At 62.5% G+C, this 17158-nt stretch carries 14 protein-coding genes; 4 read left to right on the top strand and 10 right to left on the bottom strand.

What is annotated here, in order from left to right; genetic code table 11:
• Window positions 1-44 precede the first annotated feature (44 nt).
• Together BJI47_RS00590 and BJI47_RS00595 are read left to right on the top strand one after the other, a co-directional pair.
• Window positions 45-1625, top strand: coding sequence for an FAD-binding oxidoreductase (locus tag BJI47_RS00590; protein ID WP_088941879.1), 1581 nt, complete (start codon window positions 45-47; stop codon window positions 1623-1625).
• Window positions 1622-2554 carry a diacylglycerol kinase gene (locus BJI47_RS00595; RefSeq protein WP_254900313.1) on the top strand — a complete coding sequence of 311 codons (933 nt, stop codon included), beginning with the start codon at window positions 1622-1624 and terminating at the stop codon, window positions 2552-2554. Before BJI47_RS00590 ends, BJI47_RS00595 begins: the two co-directional genes overlap by 4 nt.
• Window positions 2555-2556: 2 nt before the next feature.
• Here BJI47_RS00595 and BJI47_RS00600 read toward each other — a convergent pair whose 3' ends face one another.
• Window positions 2557-3507, bottom strand: a complete 951-nt coding sequence (locus BJI47_RS00600; RefSeq protein WP_254900314.1) for a hypothetical protein — start codon at window positions 3505-3507, stop codon at window positions 2557-2559.
• A gap of 132 nt (window positions 3508-3639) precedes the next feature.
• Between BJI47_RS00600 and BJI47_RS00605 the strand changes: the two genes are divergently transcribed.
• Window positions 3640-5151: an acyl-CoA synthetase gene (locus BJI47_RS00605; protein WP_088941880.1), complete on the top strand. Its 1512-nt coding sequence runs from the start codon at window positions 3640-3642 to the stop codon at window positions 5149-5151.
• 132 nt (window positions 5152-5283) lie between these two features.
• Here the strand turns inward: BJI47_RS00605 and BJI47_RS00610 are convergent, their stop codons facing one another.
• The 7 genes from BJI47_RS00610 to BJI47_RS00640 all read right to left on the bottom strand — a co-directional run bounded on the left by BJI47_RS00610 (window position 5284) and on the right by BJI47_RS00640 (window position 14897).
• On the bottom strand, window positions 5284-5970 hold the full coding sequence (locus BJI47_RS00610; RefSeq protein WP_088941881.1) for a tellurium resistance protein: 687 nt from the start codon (window positions 5968-5970) through the stop codon (window positions 5284-5286).
• A 55-nt stretch (window positions 5971-6025) separates the two neighbouring features.
• Window positions 6026-7273, bottom strand: a complete 1248-nt coding sequence (locus BJI47_RS00615) for a hypothetical protein (RefSeq protein WP_088941882.1) — start codon at window positions 7271-7273, stop codon at window positions 6026-6028.
• Between the two features lie 339 nt (window positions 7274-7612).
• Window positions 7613-8989, bottom strand: a complete 1377-nt coding sequence (locus BJI47_RS00620; RefSeq protein WP_088941883.1) for an NAD-dependent succinate-semialdehyde dehydrogenase — start codon at window positions 8987-8989, stop codon at window positions 7613-7615.
• Between the two features lie 94 nt (window positions 8990-9083).
• Complete coding sequence (locus BJI47_RS00625; protein WP_088941884.1) at window positions 9084-10529, bottom strand: hypothetical protein; 1446 nt, start codon at window positions 10527-10529, stop codon at window positions 9084-9086.
• 41 nt (window positions 10530-10570) lie between these two features.
• Complete coding sequence (locus tag BJI47_RS00630) at window positions 10571-11158, bottom strand: TetR/AcrR family transcriptional regulator (protein WP_088941885.1); 588 nt, start codon at window positions 11156-11158, stop codon at window positions 10571-10573.
• A complete protein-coding gene (locus BJI47_RS00635) occupies window positions 11158-12390 on the bottom strand; it encodes a cytochrome P450 (RefSeq protein WP_088941886.1) in 1233 nt (410 codons plus the stop codon). The genes BJI47_RS00630 and BJI47_RS00635 overlap by 1 nt, the downstream gene beginning before the upstream one ends.
• A gap of 95 nt (window positions 12391-12485) precedes the next feature.
• Window positions 12486-14897 (bottom strand): ATP-dependent Clp protease ATP-binding subunit, encoded by a 2412-nt coding sequence (locus BJI47_RS00640; protein ID WP_088941887.1) that lies wholly within the window; start codon window positions 14895-14897, stop codon window positions 12486-12488.
• A 124-nt stretch (window positions 14898-15021) separates the two neighbouring features.
• Here BJI47_RS00640 and BJI47_RS00645 point away from each other — a divergent pair, with 124 nt between their 5' ends.
• Entirely contained in the window at window positions 15022-15354 is a 333-nt protein-coding gene (locus BJI47_RS00645) for a ribosomal protein L7/L12 (protein WP_088941888.1), read from the top strand.
• A gap of 321 nt (window positions 15355-15675) precedes the next feature.
• On the opposite strand, the gene BJI47_RS00655 is transcribed toward BJI47_RS00645, so the two are convergent.
• On the bottom strand, window positions 15676-15939 hold the full coding sequence (locus BJI47_RS00655; protein ID WP_088941889.1) for a carboxymuconolactone decarboxylase family protein: 264 nt from the start codon (window positions 15937-15939) through the stop codon (window positions 15676-15678).
• Window positions 15923-17101, bottom strand: coding sequence for an IS30 family transposase (locus BJI47_RS00660; protein WP_217808487.1), 1179 nt, complete (start codon window positions 17099-17101; stop codon window positions 15923-15925). Before BJI47_RS00660 ends, BJI47_RS00655 begins: the two co-directional genes overlap by 17 nt.
• Window positions 17102-17158: the final 57 nt, after the last annotated feature.

A 17158-nucleotide genomic window follows, 5' to 3' on the forward strand; every position in this document is an offset into this window, starting at 1 on the left:
TGACTACCTCGGACTCTCGTACGGGCGGACTGCCGCTACCCCCGATGAAGTGGAATGCATGGGGAAGCGCGGATGCCGCGAAGCCTCTCTCCGCAAGCATCACCACCATGCTCGAGCAGGTGCTAGGCGTGCACAAAGCGGACGACAACGGTCCCGGTGTGGAGGAGGCACTGCTACGGCCGTCCGCAATCACCGAGACCGATCGCGCGGCACTGGCCGAGATCGTCGGCGAAGAGCACATCAGTACGGCCGACGCCGACCGCTTGTACCGAGCGGGCGGAAAGTCCACGTTGGATCTGCTGCGTCGTAAAAGCACCGACGAGCAGGATGCGCCCGACGCGGTTCTAGCGCCTTCCACCGAGGACGAGATCGCTGCCGTTCTTGCCTACTGCTCGTCCGCGCGGGTGGCGGTCGTTCCCTTCGGTGGGGGCACCAGCGTCGTCGGCGGTCTCGATCCCGAACGTGGACAGTGCAATGCCGTCGTGTCCATGGATCTGCGACGCTTCGACGAACTCCACTCGCTCGACGAGGTGTCCGGAGAGGCCGTGCTCGGCGCTGGTGTGACCGGGCCGAACGCCGAAGAGATGTTGCGGAGCAAAGGCTTTTCGCTAGGGCACTTCCCGCAGAGCTTCGAGTTCGCGACCATCGGGGGATTCGCGGCGACGCGATCCTCTGGGCAGAACTCAGCTGGGTACGGCCGGTTCGACGACATGATTCTAGGTCTGCGGATGGTTAGTCCCGCCGGAGTTCTCGATGTCGGCCGTGCGCCTGCGTCGGCGGCGGGTCCCGATCTGCGTCAGCTTCTCGTCGGCTCGGAGGGCATCTTCGGGATCATCACCCAGGTTCGCGTGCGGGTGCATCCTGTTCCCGACACCACGCGGTACGAGGCTTGGAACTTCCCTGATTTTGCAACTGGAGCTGCAGCGTTGCGCGCGGTCGAGCAGACTGACGCCGGGCCCACTGTCATTCGGCTGTCCGACGAGGCAGAAACAGGCGTCAATCTCGCCACCTCGGACAAGATCGGTGGGGAACAGGTCGCCGGTGGATGTCTGGCGATCACCCTGTTCGAAGGCACCGCTGCGCACTCTGCCAGCCGGCACGCGGAGACTCGCGACCTGCTCGAGGCTCACGGTGGAACATCTCTCGGTGAGGATATTGCGCGAGATTGGCAGCACGGTCGGTTCGGGGCACCGTACCTGCGGGATGCGCTTCTCGACTCGGGCGCACTCTGCGAGACCCTCGAAACCGCCACGACCTGGTCCAATCTGCTTCACCTCAAGTCGACCGTCACCGAGGTCTTGACCTCCGCATTGAGTGAAACCGGTACCCCCGCTCTGGTCCTGTGCCACATCTCGCACGTGTACCGAACCGGCGCGTCGCTGTACTTCACGGTCGTCGCAGGTCAGCGTGGAGATGCCATCGCGCAGTGGCAGACGGTGAAAGCTGTTGTGTCGCAATCGATCGTTGACAACGGCGGCACCATCACTCACCATCACGCTGTCGGTGCAGACCACCGGGCATGGATGACCGAGGAGATCGGCGACCTCGGCATCGAGGTGCTGCGCGCGGTGAAGAGAACACTGGACCCCGCGAGCATTCTCAACCCGGGTAAGTTGATCCCGTGACCCAGGAAGGTGAACGACGCCAGCGCGAAATTCGCCGCATCACGCTTCTGGCCAACCCCGCAGCCGGGCACGGTAATGCGCCGCACGCGGCCAGTCGCGCCGTGACTCGATTTCAGCAGTTGGGGATCGACGTGCACGCCATCGTCGGAATCGACAGCACACATGCACTGGCCCTGGCGCGTGAGGCACTCGAACTCGGTACCGACGCCTTCGTCGTCGTGGGTGGCGACGGCGTCATCTCCATTGCCTTGCAGGTGCTAGCCGGCACCGACGTTCCGCTGGGGATCATTCCAGCCGGAACCGGGAACGACCACGCCCGCGAATACCATTTGCCCACAAACGATCCCGAGGCAGCAGCAGGCATCGTTGCCGATGGTTGGACCGAACATGTCGACCTCGGTCGTATCCGCACGCAGGACGGTACCGAACGCTGGTTCGGCACCGTCATGGCGTCCGGATTCGATTCGCTCGTGAGTGATCGAACCAATCGGATGCGCTGGCCGCACGGGCGGATGCGCTACAACATTGCCATTGTGGCCGAGTTCCTGAACTTGAAGCCGTTGCCGTTTCGTCTCGTCCTTGACGACAAAGAAGTGATCGAACAAGACGTGACCCTGGTGGCGGTCGGCAACACCCGCTCCTACGGCGGTGGCATGCTCATCTGTCCCGATGCCGATCGAACCGATGGACTGCTCGACATTACTGTTGTCGCATCAGGTTCGCGGACGCGGCTTATTCGGTTCTTTCCCACCGTATTTCGCGGTACCCACATCGAGCGGGACGAGGTGAGCACCTACCGAGCCCGATCCATCACGGTCGACTCTCCCGGAATCAACGCCTACGCAGATGGTGAACGCGTCGGCCGGTTGCCCGCCGAAGTCGAGTCGGTGCCCCGGGCGTTACACGTACTCGTGCCTCACAGCAGCTAGAGCTACTCGGCGTCGAGGAGCTGTCGATACGCCTCGGCAACAAGATCGTTCGCGAGATCGTTGTTGTGATAGCGGGCGTACGGCGAGCCCTTCTGGTTCATCAGGCGGGTGTTGAGGCTGTACGCGAGATCGTCGAATACATCATCGGCTACCCCGAAGTCGACCTCGGCGTCGTCTGACAACAGTGCGCCGAGGTCGATCTGCCATGACCACACATCGTGGCTCTTGTATTCCCCACGCGCTGCCGTGACTACATCGTTCGCGAACTCGAGTTGAGTGTCGGAGTAGCCGGCCGGAATATCGGTATTGACGGTCATGACCAGCTCGATCGAATCGTCGTCGTCGTTGGTGTATTCGGTGACGAACAACGTCTCCAGGCTGCCGCAATTCAATGTCAGAAGTCGCCGTCGGCCTTTGGCTTTCGAGGTCGAGGGTAGCGCCGTCACATTCCAGAGGTAGCGCGCAGTGTTCGCAGGATCGGAGATCGACGCGTTGATGTAGTCCGCGACTATGCTCCGAATATCTTGGTACGCAATATGATCGGACAGCTCCCAGAAGCGTGACCGAGAGGTGGTCGTTGCGCCGTCGGTGATGGTGATGCGCTCACTGCGATCGGACGGAAACGGAGAAGGGCCGGCAACTGCGTCCGACGTCTGCGCCGTTCGCGCCCTGAGCACTGTGGTCCTGGTGAGAAGCTCCTGCATCTCGGCGAGCGCACGTTCGGCATCGTCGGCGGGCCAGGACGCAAACTCGAGAAACTCGATATCGGACCACTCACGACGGTCATCGAGGAAACGTGCAGCGACGTCGAGAGATCGGCCCGCGTAGGCCTCGTTGTTCGCGAAGTGCAGTACGTACAGACCGCTGGTGAATCCCTTCGCTGCGAAGAGGGCCGAGATCGAACCCAACTCCGATACGTCGAAACGGGTGAGATCGAACGAAGGAGAGTTCATGGTTCTGATCTAACTACAGTCCGTGTCCTGGCTGTAGGCCAGATGCCCGTCGATGGAGCTGAAGCACCGACGCATCCAGGCGAGCGGTTCACAGACCTACTAAATTGCTTGGACGTCCTATAACCTTGCGTGATGAGCACCGGTACGCGCGTCAACACTGTCGATGGCATCCTGCGGCGATCGGCCGCACGGTTCCCGAACCGCCAAGCCGTAGTCTTCGACGGCCGTAGCCTTACCTACCGTCATCTCGACGAGACCGTCAGTCGGGTGGCCCGGTACCTACTCTCTCTAGGACTGGTGAAGGGCGATCGCGTTGCAGCCTACGGAGTCAACTCGGACGCGTATGTCGTCGGTTTCTTGGCGTGTGCAAGGGCGGGACTGATTCACGTCCCGGTGAACTATGCGTTGGTGGGGGACGAGCTCGGTTACCTCATCGTTCAGTCGGGGGCGCGCGCCGCGCTGGTCGATCCCGAACTCGCCGACGTCTTGCAGTCGGTTCGAGATGAACACGACATCGACGTCGTTCTCTCCCTTGCCGATTTGGTAGATCTGGCGTTCGACGAAGATGCATCCGAACTCGACTCCGCCGTCGAATCCGGCGATCTCGCGCAGCTCCTCTACACCTCTGGAACGACGTCGAAGCCCAAGGGCGCCATGATGTCTCATGGCGCACTCGTAGCCGAGTACGTGTCCTCGGTGATTGCTCTCGGTCTCGGCCGAGACGACAATCCGCTCGTGGTGATGCCGCTTTACCACTCGGCCGGAATGCATGTATTCACGCTGCCGTACCTGTCGGTCGGCGCAACGATACATCTGATGAGCAAGCCCGTCGTACCGGATATTCTGCGGAGGATCGAAGCTGATCGGATCGGTTCGTTGTTCTTGGCACCCACGGTGTGGGTCCCGCTCGCCAACCATCCGGATCTCGAGACCCGCGACCTGTCCTCCTTGACCAAAGCCCAGTACGGGGCGTCGATCATGCCCGTGACGGTTCTCAACCGACTACGCGCGAAGTACCCGAACATCGAGTTCTACAACTGCTTCGGTCAGTCCGAAATCGGGCCGCTGGCAATGGTATTGCAACCCGAGGAGCACGAGGACCGGCCGGCTTCATGTGGGAGGGCCGTGTTCTTCGTCGAGACTCGTGTCGTCGACGCCGAAGGTAACGACGTTCCCGACGGCGAACCAGGTGAGGTGCTGTATCGATCGCCGCAGCTGTGCGACGGCTACTGGGACAACCCGGTTGCGACGGCAGATGCATTCCGCGACGGGTGGTTTCACTCCGGAGACCTGGTGACGCGCGACGCGGAGGGCTTCGTCACCGTCGTCGATCGCATCAAAGACGTCATCAACACCGGCGGTATTCTTGTAGCTTCGCGTGAGGTCGAGGATGCGATCTATACGCACCCTGCCGTCGCCGAGGTCGCCGTCATCGGTACCCCCGACGAGAAGTGGATCGAGGCTGTCACCGCCGTGGTCGTGCTCAAGGATGGCCAGGACGCCACCGCCGATGCACTCATCGCCCATGTAAAGGGATCGATTGCGCCGTTCAAGGTTCCCAAGAACGTGGTGTTCGTCGACGAGTTGCCGCGCAATCAAAGTGGCAAGCTCCTCAAGCGTGAACTTAGGTCGCCGGCGAAGTGACTATCGATACGTAACGCGACCGACGCGGCAGTCGATATCTCTCCCGACACGGCTCGTCTACTTCGGGGCAGATATGAAGAATCGCTCAGGCGCTACCTGACTCAGAGAATTTGTAAAGGGACAGTGGGATAGCTACTTTCGTCCTGCTGCCCACTTCATGCCCCACCCGTACTTCTTGTCCAGGTCCGACTGGCTGCCCTCGATGTACTCGACCTCGCGGGTGACGGTAATGCCCTGCTTGGTGTTCTCCAGCAGTGCGATCGAGCAGATGCGGGCGGAGTTGTTGTCCGAGTCGAGCCGAACCTCTACCTGGGGTCCGGTAGTGGGGAAGAGGGTGACGACGCCGTCGACCGCGGCCCAGTTGGGTGCGCCGTCGTAGATCATGGCGAAGATCAGTATCCGCTTGAAGTACTCCGGCCGCGCGAGGTTGATATGCATGTTCTCGCCGCCGGTCACAGTGCCTGAGCGGTCATCGCCGTCGAGCGCGATGTAGGGAGCTGTCTCGAGGGAACCGAAGCTTTTTCCGAGTGCTTGGATGACACCCTTGGTGCCGTCGGCCAGTTCGTACAAGCATCCGAGGTCGAGGTCGACTCCACCGCTGCCGTACGAGGCGGCAGCGAGCTTGGCGAGGAAACCCTTCTTCTTCGGCTGCGGTGCGGCCGCGCCGGTCGACCAGTTGAGATTGACGCGCATCGCGCCTTGTTTTTCACCGGACTTCGTCAGGCTGATCGTGGGTGCGGCCTTGGACAAGGTCACCTTGCTCAGGCTCACTGCCGCCTCCGGCGGCGTTGTGGGCTTGCGGGTGTAGTCGATGGCCATGGATGAAACCTTTCGCGCTGCGTCGTGCTGTCCGGTTTGCGTATTTCCATCCAGACTAGTCGCGTATCGGATCATCATGCGAGCGGGAGTGCGAAGGAAACGCCCGCGTTTGTCGTCCGGATCCGACGGTTCGGTGGCCGGGACCGTCGACGACGAAACGCAACGCTGCCCGCATCGATTCCTCGGCACGACGCCACGCTTCGGCATTTCGGCGGAGTACCGAATCGGATTTCCCTTCTGCGATGGCCCGATCCGCGAGATCGACGAAGCAGAGGTGCTCGCGCGTGCACGCCTGTAGCAATTGCAGGATAGTGAGTCGGTCATGCCCGCAGACCGAGGCCACCTGCCGCGAGTCGGGCACCAAGCCAGGCAAGTCCGAGTAGATCAGCGCCCGCAGTTCGCCGGGCAAAATGCTTTCTTCGACGGACCGCTCCTGCAGCTTGGCTGCCAACGCGTCGCCGCACTCGGTGATGAAACGAACGAACATCCCGAGCCCTCGCCCGAGGTGCTCCTCGACCAGTGGTGAGCAGTCGATTCTCGTGGTCGCGACGACCGTGGCATCGGTGAATCGGAAATTGATGTCCGGCCAGGAAAGAGCGAGGTGCGTAGTGATCGACATCGCTGCTCGGCACTGCGGATCGACGTCGAATGCGATGAACAGCTCGACGACGGGTTCGGCTTCCAGCACTCGCAAGTAGGCCGTCCCGCAGTCGAATGGGAATGCGATGTCTCCGTCGGCGTCCTTTGTCGGCTCGACGAACATGATCGAGTCGAGTATCGCGTCGACCTGCGACGAAAGCAGATCGTGTGGAGTCGGCGCATCCCAGCCTTCCAATGCGGACTCGGTGTCGAAGACTGCGGACGGTGGACTGCCGTCGGCCCAGGCAGCAAGAAACGATGGATGCGTGACGCCGCGGATCTCGCGCAACAGGGTGGTGATCGCGGCCGATGCAAATTCCGTGTCCTCGGCTGCGGCAAGGACGTACAAGTCGAGTGAGTGGTGCTCGGAGGGGGAGCCGCTGTCGACTCCGTCCCAGCCCGCGTGCGCCAACATGATGCGATCTTCAGTCGTCATCACTCGAACGATCGCGTGCTGAATCGTCACGTCGACGCGAACGGACCCATCGATACGTCCGGTGATCGTCAGGAACAGGTCGTTCTCGCTCAACCTGTCGCGCGTAGTCGTGGTGCAGATCGAGAGGTTGTCGCCGCAGCGCATCGCGGCAAAGTAGCAACCCAGCCGAACTGCGAATCGGGTCCAGGCCGCGTCGAGTCCGGCATTGAAATCAGGCTCCTCGGACAAGAGGTACCTCCTTGATCACACGCGGAAACCATGGATGCAACGGTTTCCGCCATCGGGAGGTGCCCGATGTGGTTCGTTCTTACCTTATGAATTCACCTTAGTAGTGTGCTCCGACATTGCAGACCGTCGAACTCCTCGAATCATGCTCGATGGCAGCGGGCGAATGCAGTGGAAGCGAAAAATCCCGCGCTGCAACCTAATTGGTCGTGTCATTCAATCGAACGACACGACTTTTCGGGGACGGTTCGATTGCGGCGTGTCGAACGCCGATGTGTGTGTCCACCAACGCGAAAAGCCGTGCCGGAATTGAATTCCGGCACGGCCCATCAGATCGATTGTCTACTTTTTCGAGACACGAACCAGCTTCTTGTTCACGAACTCGTCCATGCCCCACGGGCCCAGTTCGCGGCCGACGCCAGAGCGCTTGACTCCACCGAACGGTAGGCCGGGGAGCGTGGTGCCATGCTCGTTGACGAAGGCCATTCCTACGTCGAGTTGGTTTGCCACTGTCCGCGCGTTGTCGAGGTCTGTGCTCCACACCGAGCCACTCAACCCATATGCGGACGAGTTGGCCAACTCGATCGCTTCCTCGGCATCTTTCACCTTGTAGATCACCCCTGCCGGCCCGAACAGTTCTTCGCTGTACGCGCGCATATCCGGGGTGACATCGGTCAACAGTGTCGGCTCGACGTACGCGCCTGGTCCGTCGATTTTCTTACCGCCGGTGAGCAATGTGGCTCCCTTGGCGACGGCATCCTCGATCTGCTCGATAAGTGTGTCTGCAGCCGTCTGCGAGGACAACGGTCCGAGGACAGTGTTCTCATCCAGCGGATCACCTGTGGTGGTTGCGCCGAAAGACGCGGTCAGCTTGGTGACGAACTCGTCGAAGTACTGCTCGGTGACGATGAGGCGCTTGGCGGAGTTGCACGCCTGACCGGCGTTGGACAGCCGCGCACGCGTTGCCGATTGGACGGTGGCATCCATGTCGTCAGTGTCGAGGAGGATGAACGCATCCGAACCTCCCAGTTCCAGCACGACCTTCTTGAGGTTACGTCCGGCTGTCTCGCCCACCGAAGTGCCGGCGCGCTCGCTACCGGTGAGTGATACGCCCTGGACCCGCGGATCGGCAATCATGTCTGCGATCTGCTCGTTGCTCGCGAAGATGTTGATGTACGCATCTGCGGGCAGACCAGCCTGCTGGAAGATTTCTTCCATGAGCAGAGCCGACTGCGGACAGTTCGGCGCGTGCTTGAGCAGGATGGTGTTACCGAGCATCAGGTTCGGGCCGGCGAACCGAGCAACTTGGTAATACGGGAAGTTCCACGGCATGACGCCGATGAGCGCACCGATCGGCTTACGCTGAAGCACGGACTCCTCGGCCCCGGGGACGTCGAGTTTCTCGTCCTCGAGCAACGTCGGGCCGTTGTCGGCGTAGTACTGGTAGATGGCCGAGGACAGCTGAACCTCGCCTTTCGCTTGGGCGAGCGGCTTGCCCATCTCGACGGCGATGCTTCGAGCCAACTCGTCGGCTCGTTCGACATAGAGGTCGGCAACTTTGTGCAGGATCTCTGCGCGATGTTTCGGCGACGTCGTGCTCCACGTCAGGTAGCCGGAGTGTGCAGCGGCGAGCACTCGCTCGACACCGGCAGTGTCGAGGGTCTCGAATTCCTTCACGGTTGTGCCGTTGGCAGGATTGACAGTTTTGTAGGTTGTCATTTCTGTTTCAACACGATGAGGGTGCCCCGTTGTTCCAATTCGAGCGCGTCGATTGCCGCACAGCTGGTCGTAGGGGTGATCGGGACGTGAAGTTTCACCGGGAACGCACCCGGTTGATCCCACTGAGAGTGCCCTGCAGGTACTCGCCCATCGAGGTGATGAGTCCTGCCGTCTGCAGCGTGTCGTTCACTACCGAGCCCGGCAACTGCGCAGTATCCAGCACCGAACCGGTATTCGGATCGATCAACGTGTACTCGAATCCGTCCAGTACCGAGGTGGTGGCAGATGACAGGGGGAGATCCTGTCGGACCACGGTGTACAGGTGTCCGTCCGCGGTGGACAGGCGCGGCACGGCCGCGCTACGCACCTCGTTGTCCCACACTGTGTGACAGTCGGAGCTGTCGAGGTCGACCCGGGTCATCCCTCCGGCGAAGGGTGCAGTGGCCGGCATCGCGGGGCCGGCGGCCTCGGGCACCCTGGGATACGGGTATCCATACGTGCTCGCCACGAATACCGAGTTACCGACGCCGATCGGTGAATTCTCGCTGCCCGGCCCTCCGCTGGTGAGGACCGGTTGTGCGCACACGAGCTCTCCGGTCGAGGCGCGATATACCTGCAGCGCTACCTGAGTGTCGGCGTTGTCGACGATGGTCAGATAGTCGGCTCCAGTGGCCGGGCCGAAGTAGGTCGGTGTGGAGCCGGTACCCCAGCTCAACTGGCCGGGCTTGCGAGCGCTGCCGCGATCGTAGGAGGCACGCCAATCGATCTTCGGAGCGTCGTCGTCGGCGCTGAGTTGGTAGAGCGCGTGGGTGGTGGCTACCGCAACCCCGTTGGTGGAGCTGGAGATGCTGTTTGCGACGTGCTCGCCCGGGGGGAGCTGCAGGGTTCGAACGGTGTCGGTGCCGCCCACGATCCCGACTCGGCCGTCGCCGGTGGCGAACCAAATGTTGCCCTGCCAATCCGGTACGAGCCCGGTGACGTTGTCGCCGTTGGGGATTGCCGCGGTCAAGTCGGCGGACTGATCGATGGTCAGCGTCCAGGTGCCCAATGGCGTCCGGTGGTGTCCCACTCGGACGAGCATGCGGTCACCGCCCACAGCGACGAGTCGATCGGCGTTGTCCAGGAAGGCATATACGCCCCCGAGGAGGCTGCCCTTCGGAAGTGCGAGGTTCGCGACCGAGGCCGCTGCACCGCTGCCGAGCACCGAGGTGTCGATCAGGTGCACGATCGGTGTCTGGTCGAGGATTGCGGTGCACAGAGCGAGAACCATCCCGTCGGAACCTTCCAACAGGGTCGGGCAGGCGGCAGCCAACGGCAGCGAATCCACCGCGAGCGGTCCGCTGGGACCGGCGAGATGTGTCGCGTCGGAGGAGCCGGCATCGCCATGCATCGTGGATGTACCGACGGGCCCGAGGAATGGGTTGGCAGGGGCGAGGGGACCCCAAGTGGTCTGCGCCGAAGCGACACCACCACCGACGGTGGCTATCAGGACGAAGGTGAGTGCGAAAAGGAACAGAGCCTGCTGGGACTGCCGGTTCACGATTGCTCCCTCTTTCCCTGCCTCGATGCGATGCGATGCGGTCAGAACGGTGCCAGCAAGGCCGGCACCACGAACTGTTCGATCATGACGCGCTCGTCGGCCTCGTCGGAGCCGGGGACGGTGAGCAGTGAAACGATCACCCGAACCAGCCACCGGGCGCGCCGGGAAAGCCCTTGCTGGTCAATGGTTCCGGCGTCGGCGAGCAATTCTGCACCCAGCACCTCGATAACCTCCGAGGTGTTGGCGATTTCGGAGGCGATGGCTGCATCGCCGAGTCCGAACCAGGCGGCCAGGATCGGTGTCGCGCGTACCTCTCGTAACGCACCGAGTGTTGCCTCGACGACGCGTCGTCGAGGGTCGTCGATAGTGGCGACCTGCTCCGCCAGCTGCTCGCCGAGCCGTCGGGCCTCCCGGTGTACGAACGCCAGGTGCAGTGCTCGACGGTTCTCGAAGTACCGGTACAGCGTTGCCCGCGAACATCCTGCCGCCTTGGCGATTTCGGCCATGCCGGTGGTCGCCACGCCGCGCACCACGAAAAGCTCCGCGGCAGCGTCCAGGATTCGTTCTGCCGCGATCTCGGTGCGCTCGTCGCGCAGCCAGGGTGAGGTCGCTGCATCGGGTCCTGCCATCAGCGGACCGCGAACGGCACATGGGTGGGCCGACGCACGTAGTTGCCGGGTGCGTACTCCACGGCGTCGATGTCGACGGTGAAGTCCGGATATCTCCGCAGCAGTTCCTCGAGCGCGACGCGTGCCTGCATCCGGGCAGCGGCTGCGCCGAGGCAGTGGTGGGCTCCGTGGCTGAAGGTCAAAATCTGGCGTGGAGCACGCAGCACGTCGAACTCCTCCGCGTCGGGGCCGTAGACACGCGAGTCGCGATTGGCGGACCCATAGACCAGCAGAACCTTCCGTCCCGCTGGGATGGTGACGCCCTCGATGGTGACCTCGCGTGTGGTGGTGCGGGCCAAGCCCTGCACCGGTGAGGTCAGGCGCAGCAGTTCCTCGACGGCGTCAGGAATCCGAGACGGGTCCTCGAGCAGCAGCGCGCGCTGGTCGAGTCGCTGGGTCAGCAGTTGCACAGCACCGCCGAGCATCCCGGTCGTGGTGTCGTTGCCGCCGGTGACCATGGTGAAGGCGAAGCCGAGAATGGACAGCAGTCCGGAGATGTCTCCGTCCGCGCCGACCCCCGCGCTGACCAGGTGCGAGATGGTGTCATCACCGGCTTGTCCGGCTGCGACCTCTGCTCGACGGCGTTCGATCAAGCCACCGAAGTAACCCATCAGGTCACCCACGGCGGCCGCTGCGTCGAGGGTGTCGCCGGTTGCCGTAGCCGCCACGATCGAGTCGGTCCAGCCGTCGAATCTGTCACGGTCCTCGGCCGGGACGCCCAGGTAGTGCGCGACGACCATGCTCGGCAGCGGTTTGAACAGCGCCGTGACGATGTCTTCGCTGCCGGCGGCGCGGAGCCCTTCCAGTCGCTCGATGACGAATTCGCGGACGGCCGGCTCGACGGAGTTGACCTGCCGTGGGGTGAACCCGCGGGCGACGAGACGCCGAAACTCGGTGTGCTGCGGTGGGTCCTGCATCACCATCGGAGGGTTGTCGCGCATGCCGATCTTGTCCAGCTCGCCGTACTGGGTGGTCAGACCCTCCGCGGAGGAGAAGCCCTCGTGATCGCGGGCTGCGGCGTACACATCGGCGTGGCGGGTGAGTACCCAGTAGTCGTTTTCGGGCGATCCGGTCGGCACGACATGGTGCACGGGATCGTGATCGCGCAATGCCGAGTACATGCCGAATGGGTTGCGCCAAGTCGCGCCGGAGGGCGGTATGTACGAGGCCTTCGGGGACAATACGGTCGCCATGTATCGACAATGAGACAAACGGCCACGTATGTCAATAGCAAAACCCGCCGGTGTTCGCGTAGACCGACTACTCGAACACCGGCGGGAGAGTGAAATCAACCTACGGTCAGGGCCAATTCGTCATCGGCGACGTCGACCGACACCGAGCCGCCCTCGGTGAGAACGTCGTCGAGCAGCAGGTCGGCGATACGGTCGTCGAGCGAGCGTTGGATCGACCGACGCAACGGACGTGCACCGAACTCGGGTTGATGCCCGTTCGAGGCGAGCCAGTCGACGGCCGCATCGCTGAACTTGATCTCGATACCCCGGGCAGACAGACGCTCTCGGCTCTCCTGAAGCATCAGATCGGTGATCGTATGCAGCTGCTCGGTGTCGAGCTTGCGGAAGACGACTATTTCGTCGATCCGGTTGAGGAACTCGGGCCGCATCGCTTCCCGTAACCGTCCCATCACCCGATCGCGAATCGGCTTCTCGTCCTGAGCGCCGGTGGTGAAGCCCAATCCGCCCGACTTGCTCGAGATGAATTCCGACCCCAGGTTGCTGGTCATGATCACCACAGTGTTGCGGAAGTTGACCGTGCGGCCCTGGCCATCGGTCAGACGGCCGTCGTCGAGCACCTGAAGCAGTGTGTCGAACACATCCGGGTGTGCCTTCTCGATCTCGTCGAGAAGAATTACCGAATACGGATTGCGCCGAACCTGCTCGGTCAGCTGTCCCGCCTCGCCATAACCGACGTATCCGGGGGGTGCCCCGACGAGCCGGCTCACGGTGTGTCGTTCGCCGAATTCGCTCATGTCCAGCCGCAGCATCTTCTTCTCGTCGCCGAAGAGGGACGCAGCCAATGCCTTTGCGAGCTCGGTCTTTCCGACTCCGGTCGGACCGAGGAACAAGAAGCTGCCGACGGGTCGGTTCGGGTCGCTCATGCCGGTTCGGCTGCGGCGCACCGCACGTGAGATCGCCTTGACGGCCTCATCTTGTCCGACGACGCGCTCGTGCAATTCCGATTCGAGCAACCGCAGCCGGTCCTTTTCTGCCTGAGTCATCTGGCTCGCGGGGATACCCGTCGCACGGGAGACCACGAACGCGATGTCGGTCGCCGTCACCTCGGGCACGTCTTCGTCGGATTTGGTGCCGTTCAGACGCCCCTGGAGTTTCACGGCTTCGTCGCGGATGTGCGACGCGCGTTCGTAGTCCTCGTCGGAGATCGCCTTTGCCTTGTCGACTTCCAAAGCGGCGAGCTGCTCTTCGATCGCATCCTTGTCGATGCTCGGGGTGCTCAACTGCATGCGCGCACCGGCTTGGTCGATCAGATCTATCGCCTTGTCCGGCAGGAACCGGTCGCCGATGTAGCGATCGGATAATTCGACGGCAGCAGTGATCGCATCGTCGGTGTAGCGGACGCCGTGGTGTTCTTCGTAGCGGGTCCGTAGGCCGGTCAGAATCGCAACAGCGTCCTCGACGCTCGGTTCGGGAACCGTGACGGGTTGGAATCGGCGTTCCAGAGCCGGATCCTTCTCGATGTGGGTGCGGTACTCGTCGAGTGTGGTTGCACCGACGATGTGCAGCTCACCGCGAGCGAGCTTGGGCTTGAGGATGTTTCCGGCATCCATGGCACCTTCTGCGCCACCGCCTGCCCCGGCGATCGTGTGGACCTCGTCGATGAAGACGATGAGTTCGTCTTTGTGCGCGACGATTTCGTCTATCACTTTGGTGAGGCGTTCCTCGAAGTCACCGCGGTACCGAGTCCCCGCCACCATGGACGACAGGTCGAGTTGCACGATTCGCTTGCCGTTCAGGCGATCCGGGACGTCGCCGTCGACGATGCGTTGTGCAAGCCCTTCGACGACGGCTGTCTTGCCGACGCCTGCTTCGCCGACGAGAACAGGATTGTTCTTGGTACGGCGTGAGAGGATCTCGATGGTTTGTTGGATCTCGTCGGTGCGTCCGATGACGGGGTCGATCCCGCCGTCGCGAGCGCGTTGGGTGAGGTCGACGCCGTACTTGTCCAGGGTCGGGGTATCGGAGTTCGAATCGGAAGCCACCGAGCCACCCTTGAGTGCAGTCTGCAGCCCTTCGGGTGTGATGCCCTCCGAGGCGAGCAGTCGACCGGCGATCTGCTCTAGGTCGGCTGCGAAGGACACGAAGAGATGCTCGGGGTCGATGTACGTCGAGCCCAGTGTCTGGGCAATGTGATGGGCCTCGAGGATGGCGGTCTTGAGGGTGCTGCTCAGGCCGGTGGCATTGGCAGGGGATTGAGCGCGCGACTGCGGTAGGCGGAGTTCGACGGCGTCGACGACGGCGTCGGGCTGGGCGCCTGCGCGCTGCATCAGGCTGCGGATGGGGTCGTTCTGCGCCATGACGTGCAGAACGTGTAGCGCATCGAGCGCAGCGTCGCCGCGATTTGCAGCGAACGTGGCTGCCTCGCCGATGAGGGACTGGGTGGACCTGCTCATCAGACGGCTGATATCGATGCGACGAGGACCTTCTGGTCCCAGGTAAGCCGGCATTGAGTTCCTCCTACAAAGGGTGAGCGTCTTCGACTCAACTAACGTGCGCAGGAGTGATTCAATTCCCGAGGGCAGTTATTTTTTGGGTCGCCAACGCCACCTGACCGCTTGCTAAGGTCGATCGATGTCCAGCCTTCAGCGCAAGATCATCAAGCGCATCGTCGTGGTTGTAGTCGCGGTCTGTGCAGCGTTCTTGGCCTTCGACGGGCTGACGAACGGCAACTGGTATGCAGTCGCGTTCGCCGTTTTCGCAGCGGTCATGCTGCTCGACTGGCTCCGGCCGACCTCGGAAGCGGTCGAGTCCGTCGACCCGTCGATGGTGCCCGCGGATGATGTCCTCGCTGCCATCAGCGCGACGGACAGTCGGATCCCGGCCATCAAACTACTCCGCGAACACCATCCCGGTCTCGGGCTGAAAGACGCGAAAGACCTGGTCGACGATCGACTCGGCCGATGATCGATCTGCGCTACTTGTCGCGTTTCCTCGTTCCCGGCGAAATCCCGGCGACAATCACAGCTTTGGCGTAGGGCCGCACTCGGGAGATCAGCTCCTCGGCATCGGGAACGTTGCGCCAGATGGCCGAGGCCAGGGCGTCGGTGCGTGCTTCGATGTGAGCATCGAGTGCAACCCCGTCATCGGTGAGCGCCTCGCTCTTGTCTGATCGCGTGATCAGGGCTCGGGACGCGAGGCGGTCGGCGGCAGCGGCCCATTCATCGTCGGACCATTGCCGAGTGAGCTGATACGTCGTGGTTTCGAACCTACCGCCCGAGACTGCCGTCAGAATGCCTGTGCGTCTTCGCTGGTCACCTCACCGTTGTCAGTGTCCGCGGCCAGCAACTCTTTGGCCAGGTACAGCGCGTTCAGTGTGCGGGGAATGCCGGCGTACGGGGTGAGGTGGGTGAGCACTGCGATGATCTCCGTGCCGGTGGCGCCGGCCCGCAGCGTGGCGGGGATGTGCGCTCGAAGCTGAGCCTCGCATCCGCCGATCGCGGCGAGGACCGCCACAGTCACCAGCTGGGCGGTTTCAAGTGGTTGTTGCAACGACTAACTCGTTGATCACTTTTGCTGGTGATTTCCAGCCTAGTGTTTTCCGGGGGCGGTCGTTGAGTTCAGCGGCGACCGCTTGGAGTCGTTCGGCGGTGTGCACGGACAGGTCGGTGCCTTTTTTGAAGTATTGCCGCAGGAGTCCGTTGGTGTTTTCGTTCGTTCCGCGCTGCCAGGGACTGTGGGGGTCGCAGAAGTAGATTGCCATGTCGGTGGCCATAGTGATTTCTGCATGCCGACGCATTTCGAGACCTTGATCCCAGGTCACCGACTGTTTGAGTACCGCAGGCATCGACCGGATTGCCTCGATCATCGCGTCTCGGACGGCGTCGAGATTGTGCGAGTGCGGCAGGTGGAGCAGCATGGTGAACCGTGACGTGCGCTCGACGAGGGTGCCGATCGCCGATTTGTTGCCGGCACCGAGGATCAGGTCGCCTTCCCAGTGCCCGGGTACTGTGCGGTCTTCGACGTCGTCGGGTCGTTCGGAGATCAGCGTTTTGTCGGGGATGTGATGAGCGTTGCTGGGTACCCGGCCGTGTTTGCGGCGATGCGCCCGCCCGGTCCGTAGTGCATCGGCGACTTCGGCTTTGAGTTCGCCTTTGGCTTGGACGTAGATGGCGTTGTAGATCGTTTCGTGCGACACGTGCATCTCCGGTCGATCGGGGTAGTCGATCTTCAGTGTCGCCGAGATCTGTTGTGGTGACCACTTTTTGCGGAGTCTGCGGACGACTTCTGTGCGGAGCTCACTGTTGCGGTCGGCGAGTTTCGCGGCCTTGGGTCGGCGGGCGCGTGTGTCCGCTCGCTGGTGTGCGGACACTGATCGGTAGGTGCCGCCAAGGTTGGTGTTGCGTTTGAGTTCGCGGGAGACGACGGACTTGTGACGTCCGATCAGGTCGGCGATATCGGTCTGGGTTAGTCCCATCGCGGTGCCGATCGCGATTTCCTCTCGTTCGGCTTGCGAGAGGAATCGTCCGCTGGGTTCGGGCCGGACCCGTTTGGCCCCGCGGACGATTCCTGCCTTCTGATCTATCCACCGCTTGCCGGTGGTGCGGCTGACGCCGGCAGCGGCCGACGCGTGGATCACTGAAGCACCCGAATCTCGCATGGCATGGAACTTAGCGACTACTTCTGCGCGATTCGGGACAACACGTCGTGGCATCTGCTCGACATCTCCTCAGGTCAGGAGCTGTGTTGCAACGACCACTTGAGATTGCCC

Origin of the sequence: Rhodococcus sp. 1168 (assembly GCF_002091955.1) — a bacterium.
Classification (GTDB): Bacteria; Actinomycetota; Actinomycetes; order Mycobacteriales; family Mycobacteriaceae; genus Rhodococcoides.